Source organism: Streptomyces sp. NPDC050806 (assembly GCF_055586425.1).
Map to the genome: position 1 here is coordinate 98,449 of NZ_JBVJIF010000003.1, position 15,431 is coordinate 113,879.

The following is a 15,431-nucleotide window of genomic DNA, read 5'->3' on the forward strand; positions in this document are numbered from 1 at the left end:
CGGTTCAGTCCAGCAGCGTCCGCTTCGGCCGCAGGACGCAGAACTCGTTGCCCTCCGGGTCGGCGAGCACGGTCCAGGTGACGTTCGCGCCCTGCCCGACGTCCACCCGGCGGGCGCCGAGCGCGAGGATCCGCGCGACCTCCGCCTCCTGGTCGTCCGGGGTGAGGTCGAGGTGGAGACGGTTCTTGCCGGCCTTCGCCTCGGGAACGGGCAGGAACACGATGCCCGGCAGCGCCTCCGCCGTCGCCCCGATGATCACCTCGCCGGGCTCCTCGAAGACGATCTGCCAGTCGAGGACGTCCACCCAGAAACGGGCCATCCGCGGAAGGTCATGGGCGTCGACGGCGATCTGGTACAGAGAAGAGGCCATGCCCGCCAGTGTGCCTGGCGGGCATGGCCTCTTCACGCAAATTCACACGCTGACGGCGGTGGTTCTCAGACGTTGAACCCCAGCGCGCGCAGCTGCTCGCGGCCGTCGTCGGTGATCTTGTCGGGGCCCCACGGCGGCATCCAGACCCAGTTGATCTTCAGCTCGTTGACGATGCCGTCCGTGGCGGACTTCGCCTGGTCCTCGATGACGTCGGTCAGCGGGCAGGCCGCCGAGGTGAGCGTCATGTCGATGGTGGCGATGTTGGCGTCGTCGATGTGGATGCCGTAGATCAGGCCGAGGTTGACCACGTCGATGCCCAGCTCGGGGTCGACGACGTCGTACAGGGCCTCGCGGACCTCTTCCTCGGTGGCCGGCTTCAGGGCGGCTGCCCCGGCCGGCGCCTCCGCGGCGCTTGCGTTCTCGGTCATGCGGTCTTCGCCTCCTCGGAGAGGGCCTTGGCAGTCGCGTCCTTCCACGCCATCCAGCTCAGGAGGGCGCACTTGACGCGGGCGGGGTACTTCGAGACGCCGGCGAACGCCACGGCGTCCTCCAGCACCTCCTCCATGGCGTCGTCGGGCTCCAGCTGGCCCTTGGACTGCATCAGCTCCAGGAAGGTCTCCTGGATCTTCTGCGCCTCGCCGAGCTCCTTGCCGACCAGGAGTTCATTGAGGACGGAAGCGGAGGCCTGGCTGATGGAGCAGCCCTGGCCTTCGTAGGACACGTCCTCAATGGTCGCGCCGTCCAGCCGGACGCGCAGGGTGATCTCGTCGCCGCAGGTCGGGTTGACGTGATGCACCTCGGCGTCGCCGTCCCGCAAGCCCCGGCCGTGCGGGTGCTTGTAGTGGTCCAGGATGACGTCCTGGTACATGGAATCCAGCTTCACGGGTCAGTCAGTCCTCGTCCTCATCCGAAGAAATTACGGACGTGCTCCAGGCCGTCGACCAGAGCGTCGACCTCGGCCGGGGTGGAGTACAGATAGAACGACGCTCGTGTCGTCGCAGGAATTCCGTACCGCAGGCAGACCGGACGGGCACAGTGGTGGCCCACCCGGACCGCGATGCCCTGCTCGTCCAGCACCTGCCCCACGTCGTGCGGGTGGATGTCACCGAGCGTGAAGGAGATCGCCGCGCCCCGGTCCTCGGCCGTGGTCGGGCCGATGATCCGCAGGTCCGGGACCTCCAGCAGCCGCTTGACCGCGTACTCGGTCAGCGCGTGCTCGTGCGCGGCGATGTTCTCCATGCCGATGGAGTTGAGGTAGTCCACCGCCGCGCCGAGGCCGACGGCCTGGGCGATCGGGGGCGTACCGGCCTCGAACTTGTGCGGCGCCGGGGCGTAGGTGGAGGAGTTCATCGAGACGGTCTCGATCATCTCGCCGCCACCGAGGAACGGCGGCAGGTCCTCCAGCAGCTCCTGACGGCCCCACAGCACGCCGATGCCGGTCGGGCCGCACATCTTGTGGCCGGTGAAGGCCACGAAGTCGGCCTGGAGCGCCTGGACGTCCAGCGGCATGTGCGGCGCGGCCTGCGAGGCGTCGAAGCAGACCAGCGCGCCGACCTCCTGGGCCTTCCGGACGATCGTCTCGACCGGGTTGACCGTGCCCATGAGGTTGGAGACCAGGGTCAGGGAGACGACCTTGGTCTTCTCCGTGATGATCTCGTCGATGTTGGAGAGGTCCAGCCGGCCGTCCTCGGTCAGCCCGAACCACTTCAGCTTCGCGCCCGTGCGCTGCGAGAGCAGCTGCCACGGCACGATGTTGGAGTGGTGCTCCATCTCCGTGATGACGATCTCGGTCTCGTGGTCCACGCGGTAGGGCTCGTCGGCCCAGCCCAGCATGTTCGCGACGAGGTTGAGCGACTCCGAGGCGTTCTTGGTGAAGATCACCTCGTCGCGGCTCGGTGCGTTGATGAACTCGGCGACCTTGTCGCGAGCGCCTTCGTACAGCGCCGTGGCCTCCTCGGCGAGCACGTGCACGCCGCGGTGGACATTGGCGTTGTAGCGTTCGTAGTACTCGCTCAGCACGTCGATGACCTGGCTGGGCGTCTGCGAGGTCGCAGCGCTGTCCAGGTAGACGAGCTTCTTCCCGTCATGGAGCTCGCGCCCCAGGATGGGGAAGTCCTTACGGATCGCCTCTGTGTCGAGGAGGCCCGGCAGCTGTGTCACGCGGTTGCGCCACCCTTCACGTACGCCTCGTAGCCCTCGGCCTCCAGCTTGTCCGCCAGCTCCGGGCCACCGGACTCGGCGATCCGGCCGTTGGCGAACACGTGGACGTGGTCGGGCTTGATGTAGCGGAGGATCCGCGTGTAGTGGGTGATCAGCAGGGTGCCGACCTCACCGCCCTCACGGACCCGGTTGACGCCCTCGGAGACGATGCGCAGCGCGTCGACGTCCAGGCCGGAGTCGGTCTCGTCGAGGATCGCGATCTTCGGCTTGAGCAGCTCCAGCTGGAGGATCTCGTGGCGCTTCTTCTCACCGCCGGAGAAGCCCTCGTTGACGTTGCGCTCGGCGAACGCCGGGTCCATGTTGAGGCGCTCCATGGCCTCCTTGACCTCCTTGACCCACGTCCGCAGCTTGGGAGCCTCACCGCGGATCGCGGTGGCGGAGGTGCGCAGGAAGTTGGAGACGGAGACACCGGGGACCTCGACCGGGTACTGCATGGCGAGGAAGACGCCGGCACGGGCGCGCTCGTCGACGGACATCTCCAGGACGTCCTCGCCGTCGAGGGTGACGGTGCCGCCGGTGATCGTGTACTTGGGGTGACCCGCGAGCGAGTACGCGAGGGTGGACTTGCCGGAGCCGTTGGGGCCCATGATGGCGTGCGTCTCGCCCTGCTTCACGGTCAGGTCGACGCCCTTCAGGATCTCGCGCGGGCCGTTCTCGGCCTCGACGGAGACGTGCAGGTCGTGAATCTCAAGCGTTGCCATGGGGAACTCAGGACTCCTGGGTGACGGAGACGAGCACGTCGTCCCCTTCGATCTTTACGGGGTATACGGGGACGGGCTGCGTCGCGGGAAGGCCGGACGGCTTGCCGGTGCGGAGGTCGAAGCTGGAGCCGTGCAGCCAGCATTCGATGGAGCAGTCCTCCACCTCGCCCTCCGAGAGGGAGACGTTCGCGTGCGAGCAGATGTCGTTGATCGCGAACACCTCGCCCTCGGTACGGACGACCGAGACAGGGGTGCCGTCGAGCTCGACCCGCTTGGGCGTGTCGTCTTCGAGCTCGCTCAGCCCACAGGCTCGTACGAAGGTGGCGGTCATGCTACGGACGCCTCCAGCTCTTCATCGATCTTGGCGATGAGGCGCTCCTCGACGTCCGGCAGGCCGATCTGCTGGACCAGCTCGGCGAAGAAGCCGCGGACCACCAGACGGCGGGCCTCCTCGGCCGGGATGCCGCGCGCCATCAGGTAGAACAGCTGCTCGTCGTCGAAGCGGCCGGTCGCCGAGGCGTGGCCGGCGCCGACGATCTCGCCGGTCTCGATCTCCAGGTTCGGCACCGAGTCCACCCGCGCGCCGTCGGTGAGGACGAGGTTGCGGTTGAGCTCGTAGGTGTCCGTGCCGGTCGCCGCGGCGCGGATGAGCACGTCACCGATCCAGACGGCGTGCGCGTCCTCGCCCTGGAGGGCGCCCTTGTAGACGACGTTGGAGCGGCAGTTGGCCGCCTCGTGGTCGACGAAGAGACGGTGCTCCTGGTGCTGGCCGTTGTCGGTGAAGTACAGGCCGTAGAACTCGGCCTCGCCGCCGGGGGCGGCGTACGTCACGCGGGGGTTCAGCCGGACCAGGTCGCCGCCGAAGGTGACGACCACGGACTTGAAGGAGGCGTCCCGGCCGACCAGGGCGTTGTGCTGGCCGGCGTGGACCGCGGTGTCGTCCCAGTCCTGGACGGAGACGACGGTGAGCTTCGCGCCGTCGCCGAGGAGGTAGTCGACGTTGGCGGCGAGGGTGGCGTCACCGGTGTGGTCGATGACGACGACGGCCTCGGCGAAGGCTCCCAGCTCGATGACCTGGTGGCCGTAGGCGACCCCGCCCTCGCCGTGGACGGCGATGCGGATGGGCTCGCTGAGCACGGTCTCCTTGGGCACGGAGACCACGGAGGCCTTCTCGAAGGAGCTGTAGGCCTGCGCGGCGACGCGGTCGATGGGCTTGCCGGCCTTGCCGACCCGCGCGTCGTCCCGGTCCGCGGTCTCGACCGTCACGCCCTCCGGCGCGTTGATCTCCACCGAGACGCCGCCGGTGGCGGTGGCGGTGCCGTCGTGGAGGCCCTTCAGGCGCTCCAGCGGCGTGAAGCGCCACTCCTCCTCGCGGCCGTGCGGCACGGGGAAGTCCGCCACGTCGTAGGACGGCGGGGCGCTCATCCGGGTGGCGACGGTGGACTCGGCGGCCACCGCGATCGAGCCCGTGGTGGCGTAACCCGCGGGGATGTTCTGAGCCTCAGCCATGGCTGTCGTAGTGCTCACTTTCTGGGTCAAGAAGTTTGCTGCGGACGGAAGGGGCCGGGCAGCCCGGCCCCCCGGGGACGGTCGGTCAGCCGACCGAGCCCTCCATCTGCAGCTCGATCAGCCGGTTGAGCTCCAGCGCGTACTCCATGGGCAGCTCGCGGGCGATCGGCTCGACGAAGCCGCGGACGATCATCGCCATGGCCTCGTCCTCGGAGAGGCCGCGCGCCATCAGGTAGAAGAGCTGGTCGTCGCTGACCTTGGAGACGGTCGCCTCGTGGCCCATGGACACGTCGTCCTCGCGGACGTCCACGTAGGGGTAGGTGTCCGAGCGGGAGATGGTGTCCACCAGCAGGGCGTCGCACAGCACGTTGGACTTGGAGCCCGCGGCGCCCTCGCCGATCTCGACCAGACCGCGGTAGGAGGTCCGGCCGCCGCCTCGCGCCACCGACTTGGAGACGATGTTGGAGGAGGTGTTCGGCGCCATGTGGACCATCTTGGAGCCGGCGTCCTGGTGCTGGCCCTCGCCCGCGAAGGCGATGGACAGGGTCTCGCCCTTGGCGTGCTCGCCCATCAGGTAGACGGCCGGGTACTTCATCGTCACCTTGGAGCCGAGGTTGCCGTCGACCCACTCCATGGTCGCGCCCTCGTAGGCCACGGCACGCTTGGTGACCAGGTTGTAGACGTTGTTCGACCAGTTCTGGATCGTCGTGTAGCGGCAGCGGCCGCCCTTCTTGACGATGATCTCCACGACCGCGGAGTGCAGCGAGTCCGACTTGTAGATCGGAGCCGTGCAGCCCTCGACGTAGTGGACGTAGGCGTCCTCGTCGACGATGATCAGCGTCCGCTCGAACTGGCCCATGTTCTCGGTGTTGATCCGGAAGTAGGCCTGCAGCGGGATGTCGACGTGCACGCCCGGGGGCACGTAGATGAACGAGCCGCCGGACCACACCGCGGTGTTCAGCGAGGCGAACTTGTTGTCGCCCGCGGGGATCACCGTGCCGAAGTACTCCTTGAAGAGCTCCGGGTGCTCCTTGAGCGCGGTGTCGGTGTCCAGGAACAGGACGCCCTGCTCCTCCAGGTCCTCCCGGATCTGGTGGTAGACGACCTCGGACTCGTACTGCGCGGCGACACCGGCGACGAGGCGCTGCTTCTCCGCCTCCGGGATGCCGAGCTTGTCGTACGTGTTCTTGATGTCCTCGGGCAGGTCCTCCCAGCTGGCGGCCTGCTGCTCCGTGGAGCGGACGAAGTACTTGATGTTGTCGAAGTCGATGCCCGAGAGGTCCGAGCCCCAGTTCGGCATGGGCTTCTTGTCGAACAGCTTCAGGCCCTTGAGGCGAAGCTTGAGCATCCACTCCGGCTCGTTCTTCTTCGCCGAGATGTCGCGGACGACCTCCTCGGAGAGGCCGCGCTTGGCGGACGCGCCGGCGACGTCGGAGTCGGCCCAGCCGTATTCGTAGTTGCCCAGACCCTCGAGCTCAGGGTGAGCAGTCTCCGTAGGGAGCGTCATGCGGGGTTCCTCCCGGCCGTACTTGCAGATGCGGTGGTGGTCTTTGTGATGCGGTGGTCGGCCTTGCCGGTGGCCTTCGGCGTGCGCGGCGGGCCCTGGGCCTTGGGGGCGCCCTGGGCGGTCGCCTTCGGTACGAAGGTCGTGCAGACCCCGTCGCCGTGGGCGATGGTGGCAAGACGCTGCACATGGGTCCCGAGCAGGCGCGAGAAGACCTCGGTCTCCGCCTCGCACAGCTGAGGGAACTGCTCGGCCACATGGGCGACCGGACAGTGGTGCTGGCAGAGCTGCTCACCTTGCTGCAGATGGGGGGCGCTGCGCGCCGTAGCAGCGTACCCGTCCGCGGTCAACGCCTTCGCCAGGGCCGTCGTGCGCTCCTCGGGGGGCGCGGCCTCGACCGCCGTGCGGTACTCCTCCGCCTGCGCCTCCAGCCGGGCGCGGGCGAATTCCGCGACCGCGGCCTCGCCGCGCTCGCCGCCGCCCGCGGCCTGCGCGATCCAGCGCAGGGCGTCGGAGGCCAGGCTGTCGTACGCCTGGTCGAAGGCGTCCCGGCCGCAGTCCGTCAGCGCGAAGGCCTTGGCGGGGCGGCCCCGGGAGCGTGTGCCGTACACCCGCTGCTCGCGGGGTTCGACGACGCCCTCTGCCGCGAGGGTGTCGAGATGGCGGCGTACGGCGGCCTGGGTCAGCTCCAGCCGGACCGCCAGCTCGGCGGCGGTGGAGGGGCCGTGGTCCAGGATGGAGCGGGCGACGCGGTTGCGCGTGCCGTGCGCTTCCTCCTGGGGGGTGACCTGCGCAGAGGCTGAGGTCACCGGCCCGGCGGCCGGGCCGGCCGCGGGTACCTGTCGATCCTCGCTCGCGTATTTCACAACGACATTGTTGCGTAATTCTTCAGACCAGGACAAGCCTCACCCAAGGCTTCGCGTGGTGGCCTCTATCACTTAGGCATGCCTAAGTGCAAGGCCGCATCGCGACGGGACGCGGGAGCCCCCGTGGGAGCGGCGGGGCGCCCCTTCGTAGACTGCCGGTCATGCGCAGCACCTCCCCGGGGGACGCCCCCCGGACCCACGGGCGAGAGCCTGCCGTCGAGGTCACGGGCCTGGTCAAGCGGTACGGCGCCAAGACCGCCGTGGACGGCCTCGACCTCACCGTCGCCCGCGGCGGCATCACCGCCGTCCTCGGCCCGAACGGCGCCGGAAAGACCACCACCGTCGAGACCTGCGAGGGCTACCGCCGGGCCGACGCCGGCACCGTCCGCGTCCTGGGCCTGGACCCCGTCGCCGACGCCGCCGCACTGCGCCCCCGTATCGGCGTGATGCTCCAGTCCGGGGGCGTGTACCCGGGGGCCCACGCCGAGGAAATGCTGCGGCACACCGCCTCGCTGCACGCCCATCCCGTCGACGTCGACCTCCTGATCGAGCGGCTGGGCCTGGGCTCCTGCGGCCGTACGAACTACCGGCGGCTCTCCGGCGGCCAGCAGCAGCGCCTGGCGCTCGCCATGGCCGTCGTCGGCCGCCCCGAGCTGGTCTTCCTCGACGAGCCGACCGCGGGCCTGGACCCGCAGGCCCGGCACGCCACGTGGGACCTCGTGCGCGAGCTGCGCTCGGACGGCGTCAGCGTGGTGCTGACCACCCACTTCATGGACGAGGCCGAGCAGCTCGCCGACGACGTCGCGATCATCGACGGGGGCAAGGTCATCGCCCAGGGCAGCCCCGAGACGCTGTGCAAGGGCGGCGCGGAGAACACGCTGCGCTTCACCGGCCGCCCCGGCCTGGACCTCGCCTCGCTCCTCAAGGCGCTGCCGGCGGAGTCCGCCGCGGCCGAGCTGACGCCCGGCGCGTACCGGGTCACCGGCACGATCGACCCGCAGCTGCTCGCCACCGTCACCTCCTGGTGCGCACAGAACGGCGTCATGCCGGACCGCATAGCGGTGGAGCGGCACACCCTGGAGGACGTCTTCCTGGAATTGACCGGCAAGGAGCTGCGCGCATGAGCACGACCGCCGCCGAGGGTGTCTTCACCCCGAAGCCGGGCGCCGCGCCCCTCCCCCGGATGATCCGCGCGCAGGCCCTCCTCGAAACGAAGATGCTGCTGCGCAACGGGGAGCAGCTGCTGCTCACCGTCATCATTCCGACGCTCCTCCTGGTGCTGTTCTCCGCCGTCGACATCGTCGACACCGGATCGGGGAAGTCCGTGGACTTCCTGGCGCCCGGCATCCTCGCGCTGGCCGTGATGTCCACCGCCTTCACCGGGCAGGCCATCGCCACCGGCTTCGAGCGGCGCTACGGCGTGCTCAAGCGGCTCGGCGCCTCCCCGCTGCCCCGCTGGGGGCTGATGACCGCCAAGACCTGCTCCGTGCTGGTCACGGAGGTCCTCCAGATCGTGCTGCTCACCGTGGTCGCCTTCGCGCTCGGCTGGTCCCCGCACGGCAACCCCGTATGGGTCGTGCTGCTGCTGGTCCTCGGTACGGCGGCGTTCTCCGGCCTCGGCCTGCTCATGGCCGGCACGCTCAAGGCCGAGGCCACGCTCGCGGCGGCCAACCTGGTCTTCCTGCTCCTGCTGGTCGGCGGCGGCGTCATCGTGCCGCTGGAGAAGTTCCCCGGCGCGGTGCAGTCCGTACTCCAGCTGCTGCCGATCTCGGCGCTCTCGGACGGGCTGCGCGACGTCCTCCAGCACGGCGCGGGGCTCCCCCTGGCCGACCTCGGCATCCTCGCCGTGTGGACGGTGCTCGGGCTGGGCGCGGCGGCGAAGCTCTTCCGCTGGGAGTGACCAGTGGGCCACGCGGAGTACGAGGTGCGCACCGTTTCGCACCCCTCGTGGCTGTGTCCCCCCGGGGAGCCGACTCCCCGGCCCCCTCGTGGCTGCGTCCCCCGGGGAGCCGACTCCCCGGCCCCCTCGTGAAAATCCGCACAAGCCGCCGCATACGATGAGGCCGTGCCGAATTCGCTGAACCCCCTAGAGCAGATCGCCCGCCGCTGGCAGCCGTCCGCGGCCTTCGTGCGACGCGCCGCGCTGGCCACGGTCGTCATGGCCGTCGTCATCGTCGTGACCGGCGGCGCGGTCCGGCTGACCCAGTCCGGTCTGGGCTGCTCCACGTGGCCCCAGTGCACTCCCGGCAGCCTGACGCCGACCCACGAGATGGGCATCAACGGCCTGATCGAGTTCGGGAACCGGCTGCTCACCTACGTACTGTGCGCGGTCGTCGGCCTCTTCATCATCGCCGCCCGCGCCCGCCACCCCCGGCGCCGCTCGCTCACCCGCCTGGGCTGGGCCCAGTTCTGGGTCGTCATGGGCAACGCCGTGGTCGGCGGCATCACCGTGCTGACCGGCCTGAACCCGTACATCGTCAGCGCGCACTTCCTGGTGTCGACGGCGCTGCTCACGGTGGCGGTGATCTCGTGGCGGCGGGCCTCCGAGGGTGACGCGGAGCCGCGCGACCTGGTCGCTCGGCCGGTCCGCCAGCTCTCCTGGCTGCTGGTGCTGGCCACCGCGGCGCTCACCCTGATCGGCACGGTCGTCACCGGCGCCGGCCCGCACGCGGGCGACGCGCGCAAGGTGCACCGCATCCCGCTGGACTGGCAGGAGATCACCCAGCTGCACGTGGACTTCGTGTACATCGTGGTCGGCCTGAGCGTCGCCCTGTGGTTCACGCTCCGTGCGGTCAAGGCGCCCGCGGCGCCGCGCCGGATGGTCCTGGAGCTCTTCGTCTGCCTCGCCTTCCAGGGCGTCATCGGCTACGTCCAGTACTTCCTGCACCTGCCGGAGCTGGTCGTCGGCATCCACATGTTCGGCTCCACGCTGGTGTGGATCTGCGTCCTGCGGGTCTTCCTCTCGCTGCGCGAGCGCGGCCCGCTGCCGGCCGTTCCGGCCCCCGCCGGGGACCAGGAGCCGGTCGAGGCCGCCAAGGCCACCACGGCGGCCTGAGGCCCCGTCCCGCACGCACGGCAAAGCCCGCCGGCCACGGTCCGATGACCGTGGCCGGCGGGCTTTGCCGTGCGTGAGCGCGCCGGGCGTCAGTCGTTCGACGGTCCGCCCAGCTGGATGCCCGCCATCCGCGACCACTCGTAGCGGCCGGTGCGCACCTTGGCGGCCAGGTCGCCGTCGAAGTCGTCGTGGAGGGTGATGCCGGCCTGCTCCGCGGCCTTCTGGGCGGCCGCGTGCGAGCGCGCCACGAGGTTGCCCCACTCGCCGTTGGCGCCGACCAGGGCGACGCGGGTACGGCCGCGGCCGATGTGCGCCAGCTGGCCCTCGGCGCTGCCGCCGTGGCTCTTGGCGAAGGCCTGCATCTCCCGGGCGAGCCTGGCCGCCTGCTTCTCGGAGCGCTTGTCCAGCCGCTCGTCGCGCGTGTCCGGCTGCTCGTCCGCCTGCGTGGTGTCTGCCATGAGCCGCATGCTACCCGTCGGTAATAGAACGTGGAAGAGGCCGCCGCCGAACGGCCTCACGGCCACCGGCGCACGGCCTCCACGGGAGTGCGAGGGTCAGAAGCGCAGGAAGGGATCCACCGCGACCGCCACGAAGAGCAGCGACACGTAGGTGATCGACCAGTGGAAGAGCCGCATCTCCTTGAGCTTGGCGCCGGTGACCTCGGCCTTGGCGCGGGCCTGCAGGCCGTGCGCCTCCTTCAGCCAGAAGGCGCCGCACAGGACGGCCACGATCGTGTAGAACCAGCCCGTGTAGCCCAGCGGCTGCAGCAGCAGCGACACGGCGACCATCACCCAGCTGTACGCCACGATCTGCCGCGCGACCACCTTGTTGGAGGCGAGCACGGGGAGCATCGGCACGCCCACGCGCGCGTAGTCGTCCTTCACCTTCATGGACAGCGGCCAGTAGTGCGGCGGCGTCCAGAAGAACATCACCATGAAGAGGATGACCGGCGCCCACGACATCGAGTTGGTCACCGAGGACCAGCCGATGAGGACCGGCAGGCAGCCGGCGATGCCGCCCCAGACGATGTTCTGGGAGGTGCGGCGCTTGAGGATCATCGTGTAGACGACCACGTAGAACAGCAGTGCGCCGAGCGAGAGCCAGGCCGAGAGCCAGTTGACGGTCAGTCCGAAAAGCAGCGTGGAGACGACCGCGAGCGAGATGCCGAAGACCAGGCACTCGCGCGGGCTGACCATGCCGGTGACCAGCGGACGCTGCGACGTGCGCTCCATGAGCGCGTCGATGTCCCGGTCGATGTACATGTTCAGCGCGTTGGCGCCGCCCGCGGAGAGGTACCCGCCGACGCAGGTGAGAAGCACCAGCGTCAGGTCGGGCACGCCCTGTTCGGCAAGGAACATCACCGGCACGGTGGTGATGAGCAGCAGCTCGATGATCCGCGGCTTGGTCAGTGCCACGAATGCCATGACCCGGGCCCCGAACGGCCGGTTCGCGGAACCGGGATTCCCCGGGCTCCGAGAGAGCGCCCCCGCAGGACGGGATTCGACGGCCGTCACGCACACCCCTGGAAAGTAACTTCTGCGGCTCGTTCACCGCGGAGAGAAAGGCCAGCAAGCTCAGCCGGGCGATGAAGGCCCGGTGAAGACTTGCGCGTACCACGCCACTCTAGACGTTGCGGGTAGCGCGATCTTCGCGGGGGTGGGGTCGTGTTGGCGCCGCCCCGGCCGGAAGGAATGACACCCGAGTGCCCGGACACGCGGACGATCGGCGGGCGAAAGGGGGCTCCGGACGGCACTCTGAAAGCAGGCTCGGCACCCCCTGTCTCCTGGGCGTTCACCTGCTCATTCGGGCGCTCGTTCGGGGTTCGGAAAACTCATGTGTTGCAGGTGACGCCGACCGGGGTTCCGGCGGAAAATTGCGCCTCCCGCGCAGGTAGGCTCGACAGCGTCCGAGGGCATTTCCGACCCCCGGCATTCGACATGTGGAGAGGAGCCCTGACCCAGGGTGAGCACCAAGCCGACCACCACAGGTCTTGAGTGGACCGAAATGGACCAGCGGGCCGTCGATACCGTCCGCGTTCTGGCAGCAGATGCCGTGCAGAAGGTCGGTAACGGCCACCCGGGCACGGCCATGAGCCTCGCTCCTGCCGCCTACACCCTTTTCCAGAAGGTCATGCGGCACGACCCCGCCGACGCGGAGTGGACCGGCCGCGACCGGTTCGTGCTGTCCGCGGGGCACTCGTCCCTGACCCTCTACATCCAGCTGTACCTGGCCGGCTTCGGCCTGGAGCTGGACGACCTCAAGGCGTTCCGCACCTGGGGCTCCAAGACCCCCGGCCACCCGGAGTACGGCCACACCACGGGCGTCGAGACCACCACGGGCCCGCTGGGCCAGGGCGTGGCCAACGCAGTGGGCATGGCGATGGCCGCCCGGTACGAGCGTGGCCTGTTCGACCCGGAGGCGGCCGCCGGCACCTCGCCGTTCGACCACTACATCTACGCGATCGCCGGTGACGGCTGCCTCCAGGAGGGCATCTCCGCCGAGGCGTCGTCGATGGCCGGGCACCAGAAGCTCGGCAACCTGATCCTGCTGTGGGACGACAACCACATCTCGATCGAGGGCGACACCGAGACCGCGATCTCCGAGGACACCGAGAAGCGCTACGAGGCCTACGGCTGGCACGTCCAGCGCGTGGAGCCCAAGGCCGACGGCGACCTGGACCCCGAGGCGCTGTACGCGGCGATCGAGGCGGCCAAGGCCGTGACGGACCGTCCGTCCTTCATCGCCATGCGCTCGATCATCGCCTGGCCGGCCCCCAACGCCCAGAACACCGAGGCCGCGCACGGCTCGGCGCTGGGTGCCGAGGAGGTCGCCGCCACCAAGCGCGTCCTGGGCTTCGACCCCGAGAAGGACTTCGAGGTCTCCGACGAGGTCCTGGCGCACACCCGTGCGGCGCTGGACCGCGGCCGTGACGCGAAGGCCGAGTGGGAGAAGGCGTTCGGCGAGTGGCGGACCGCCAACCCCGAGCACGCCGCCACGTTCGACCGCGTCCGCGCCGGTGAGCTGCCCGAGGGCTGGGAGCAGCACCTGCCCGTCTTCGAGACCGGCAAGGCGGTGGCCACCCGCGCCGCCTCCGGCAAGGTCCTGCAGGCGCTGGGTACCGTCGTCCCCGAGCTGTGGGGCGGCTCCGCCGACCTGGCGGGCTCGAACAACACCACCATCGACAAGAACTCCTCGTTCCTGCCGGTGGGCAACACCCTGCCCGAGGCCGACCCGTACGGGCGTACGATCCACTTCGGTATCCGTGAGCACTCCATGGCCGCGGAGATGAACGGCATCGCGCTGCACGGCAACACCCGCATCTACGGCGGCACCTTCCTGGTGTTCTCCGACTACATGCGCAACGCCGTCCGCCTGTCGGCCCTGATGCACCTGCCGGTCACGTACGTGTGGACGCACGACTCGATCGGTCTGGGCGAGGACGGCCCGACCCACCAGCCGGTGGAGCACCTGGCCTCGCTGCGTGCCATCCCGGGCCTGAACGTGGTCCGGCCGGCCGACGCCAACGAGACCGCGCTGGCCTGGGGCGAGATCAACAAGCGCTGGACCAAGGAGTTCGGCAAGGGCGCCCCGCACGGCCTGGCGCTGACCCGCCAGGGCGTGCCGACGTACGAGCCCAACGCCGAGGGTGTGGCCAAGGGCGGCTACGTCCTGTTCGACGCCGAGGGCGGCGAGCCGCAGGCGGTGCTGATCGCCACCGGTTCCGAGGTGCACCTCGCGGTCGAGGCGCGCGAGCAGCTGCAGGCCGCGGGCGTCCCGACCCGGGTCGTCTCGATGCCGTGCGTCGAGTGGTTCGAGGAGCAGGACCAGGCGTACAAGGACTCCGTCCTGCCGCCGACCGTCAAGGCCCGGGTTGCCGTCGAGGCCGGCATCGGCCTGACCTGGCACAAGTACGTGGGCGACGCCGGCCGCATCGTGTCGCTGGAGCACTTCGGCGCCTCCGCCGACGGCAAGGTCCTCTTCCGCGAGTTCGGCTTCACGCCCGAGAACGTGGCCGCCGCCGCGCGGGAATCGATCGACGCCGCCGCGCGCTGACGTCCATAGACGACAAGTAGGAGATGCAATTCCCATGACAGACGCACTCAAGCGCCTTTCCGACGAAGGCGTTGCGATCTGGCTGGACGACCTGTCGCGCAAGCGCATCACGTCCGGCAACCTCGCCGAGCTGATCGACCAGAGCCACGTGGTGGGTGTCACCACCAACCCGTCGATCTTCCAGAAGGCGATCTCCTCGGGTGAGGGCTACGAGCAGCAGGTCTCCGACCTCGCGGCCCGCAAGGTCACCGTCGAGGAAGCCATCCGCATGATCACCACCGCGGACGTCCGGGACGCGGCCGACATCCTGCGCCCGGTCTTCGACGCCACCGACGGCCAGGACGGCCGGGTGTCCATCGAGGTCGACCCGCGCCTGGCGCACAACACCAAGGCGACCGTGGCCGAGGCCAAGCAGCTGGCCTGGCTGGTGGACCGTCCGAACACGCTCATCAAGATCCCGGCGACCAAGGCGGGCCTGCCCGCGATCACCGAGGTCATCGGCAAGGGCATCAGCGTCAACGTCACGCTGATCTTCTCGCTGGAGCGCTACCGCGAGGTCATGGACGCCTACCTGGCCGGCCTGGAGAAGGCCAAGTCGCTGGGTCTGGAGCTGGACAAGATCCACTCCGTGGCGTCCTTCTTCGTGTCCCGCGTGGACACCGAGATCGACAAGCGGCTGGACGGCGTCGGCTCCGACGAGGCCAAGGCCCTCAAGGGCAAGGCGGCGCTCGCCAACGCCCGCCTGGCGTACCAGGCGTACGAGGAGGTCTTCTCCTCGGACCGCTGGGCCGCCCTGGAGAAGGCCGGCGCCAACAAGCAGCGTCCGCTGTGGGCCTCCACCGGTGTGAAGGACCCCGAGCTCAAGGACACGCTGTACGTCGAGCAGCTGGTCGCGCCGAACACGGTCAACACCATGCCGGAGGCCACCCTGGATGCCACCGCCGACCACGGCGACATCACGGGTGACACCGTGAGCGGCGGGTACGAGCAGGCCCAGGCCGACATCGACGCGCTCGCGAAGTTCGGCGTCTCGTACGACGACGTCGTGCAGGTGCTGGAGGACGAGGGCGTCGACAAGTTCGAGGCGGCCTGGAACGACCTGCTCAAGTCGACCGAGGCGGAGCTCAAGCGCCTCGCTCCTTCGGAGGGCTGA

16 protein-coding genes are annotated in these 15,431 nt (G+C 69.5%); 5 read left to right on the plus strand and 11 right to left on the minus strand.

Translation table 11 applies throughout. From position 1 onward, the window contains the following. Positions 1-4 precede the first annotated feature (4 nt). The 9 genes from ACZ6WH_RS09805 to ACZ6WH_RS09845 all read right to left on the minus strand — a co-directional run bounded on the left by ACZ6WH_RS09805 (position 5) and on the right by ACZ6WH_RS09845 (position 7,170). A complete protein-coding gene (locus ACZ6WH_RS09805) occupies positions 5-370 on the minus strand; it encodes a VOC family protein (protein WP_469727335.1) in 366 nt (121 codons plus the stop codon). 65 nt (positions 371-435) lie between these two features. Further along, positions 436-798 (minus strand): metal-sulfur cluster assembly factor, encoded by a 363-nt coding sequence (locus ACZ6WH_RS09810; RefSeq protein WP_361560214.1) that lies wholly within the window; start codon positions 796-798, stop codon positions 436-438. Next, on the minus strand, positions 795-1,253 hold the full coding sequence (gene sufU / locus ACZ6WH_RS09815) for a Fe-S cluster assembly sulfur transfer protein SufU (RefSeq protein WP_432852763.1): 459 nt from the start codon (positions 1,251-1,253) through the stop codon (positions 795-797). The genes ACZ6WH_RS09810 and sufU overlap by 4 nt, the downstream gene beginning before the upstream one ends. 20 nt (positions 1,254-1,273) lie before the next feature. Then, positions 1,274-2,530: a cysteine desulfurase gene (locus ACZ6WH_RS09820; RefSeq protein ID WP_361560220.1), complete on the minus strand. Its 1,257-nt coding sequence runs from the start codon at positions 2,528-2,530 to the stop codon at positions 1,274-1,276. After that, on the minus strand, positions 2,527-3,291 hold the full coding sequence (gene sufC, locus ACZ6WH_RS09825) for a Fe-S cluster assembly ATPase SufC (RefSeq protein ID WP_361560223.1): 765 nt from the start codon (positions 3,289-3,291) through the stop codon (positions 2,527-2,529). Before sufC ends, ACZ6WH_RS09820 begins: the two co-directional genes overlap by 4 nt. A gap of 7 nt (positions 3,292-3,298) precedes the next feature. Further along, positions 3,299-3,622, minus strand: a complete 324-nt coding sequence (locus tag ACZ6WH_RS09830; RefSeq protein ID WP_361560226.1) for a non-heme iron oxygenase ferredoxin subunit — start codon at positions 3,620-3,622, stop codon at positions 3,299-3,301. Next, complete coding sequence (gene sufD / locus ACZ6WH_RS09835) at positions 3,619-4,800, minus strand: Fe-S cluster assembly protein SufD (protein ID WP_469727337.1); 1,182 nt, start codon at positions 4,798-4,800, stop codon at positions 3,619-3,621. The genes ACZ6WH_RS09830 and sufD overlap by 4 nt, the downstream gene beginning before the upstream one ends. Before the next feature lie 85 nt (positions 4,801-4,885). Next, a complete protein-coding gene (gene sufB / locus ACZ6WH_RS09840; RefSeq protein ID WP_052868335.1) occupies positions 4,886-6,307 on the minus strand; it encodes a Fe-S cluster assembly protein SufB in 1,422 nt (473 codons plus the stop codon). After that, positions 6,304-7,170, minus strand: coding sequence for a helix-turn-helix transcriptional regulator (locus tag ACZ6WH_RS09845; protein WP_432852770.1), 867 nt, complete (start codon positions 7,168-7,170; stop codon positions 6,304-6,306). Before ACZ6WH_RS09845 ends, sufB begins: the two co-directional genes overlap by 4 nt. A gap of 161 nt (positions 7,171-7,331) precedes the next feature. Here ACZ6WH_RS09845 and ACZ6WH_RS09850 point away from each other — a divergent pair, with 161 nt between their 5' ends. The 3 genes from ACZ6WH_RS09850 to ACZ6WH_RS09860 all read left to right on the plus strand — a co-directional run bounded on the left by ACZ6WH_RS09850 (position 7,332) and on the right by ACZ6WH_RS09860 (position 10,225). After that, the gene (locus ACZ6WH_RS09850) at positions 7,332-8,294 is read left to right on the plus strand and encodes an ABC transporter ATP-binding protein (protein ID WP_469727338.1); all 963 of its coding nucleotides are present in this window, start codon (positions 7,332-7,334) and stop codon (positions 8,292-8,294) included. Then, positions 8,291-9,070, plus strand: coding sequence for an ABC transporter permease (locus tag ACZ6WH_RS09855; RefSeq protein WP_432852773.1), 780 nt, complete (start codon positions 8,291-8,293; stop codon positions 9,068-9,070). The genes ACZ6WH_RS09850 and ACZ6WH_RS09855 overlap by 4 nt, the downstream gene beginning before the upstream one ends. A gap of 165 nt (positions 9,071-9,235) precedes the next feature. Beyond that, complete coding sequence (locus tag ACZ6WH_RS09860; protein ID WP_469727340.1) at positions 9,236-10,225, plus strand: COX15/CtaA family protein; 990 nt, start codon at positions 9,236-9,238, stop codon at positions 10,223-10,225. A gap of 89 nt (positions 10,226-10,314) precedes the next feature. On the opposite strand, the gene ACZ6WH_RS09865 is transcribed toward ACZ6WH_RS09860, so the two are convergent. After that, the gene (locus ACZ6WH_RS09865; RefSeq protein WP_432852779.1) at positions 10,315-10,683 is read right to left on the minus strand and encodes a hypothetical protein; all 369 of its coding nucleotides are present in this window, start codon (positions 10,681-10,683) and stop codon (positions 10,315-10,317) included. A 96-nt stretch (positions 10,684-10,779) separates the two neighbouring features. Further along, a complete protein-coding gene (locus ACZ6WH_RS09870; protein ID WP_469727341.1) occupies positions 10,780-11,745 on the minus strand; it encodes a heme o synthase in 966 nt (321 codons plus the stop codon). A 442-nt stretch (positions 11,746-12,187) separates the two neighbouring features. Between ACZ6WH_RS09870 and tkt the strand changes: the two genes are divergently transcribed. Both tkt and tal read left to right on the plus strand, forming a co-directional pair. After that, positions 12,188-14,278 carry a transketolase gene (gene tkt / locus ACZ6WH_RS09875; RefSeq protein WP_469727342.1) on the plus strand — a complete coding sequence of 697 codons (2,091 nt, stop codon included), beginning with the start codon at positions 12,188-12,190 and terminating at the stop codon, positions 14,276-14,278. A gap of 34 nt (positions 14,279-14,312) precedes the next feature. Further along, positions 14,313-15,431, plus strand: coding sequence for a transaldolase (gene tal / locus ACZ6WH_RS09880; RefSeq protein WP_432852788.1), 1,119 nt, complete (start codon positions 14,313-14,315; stop codon positions 15,429-15,431).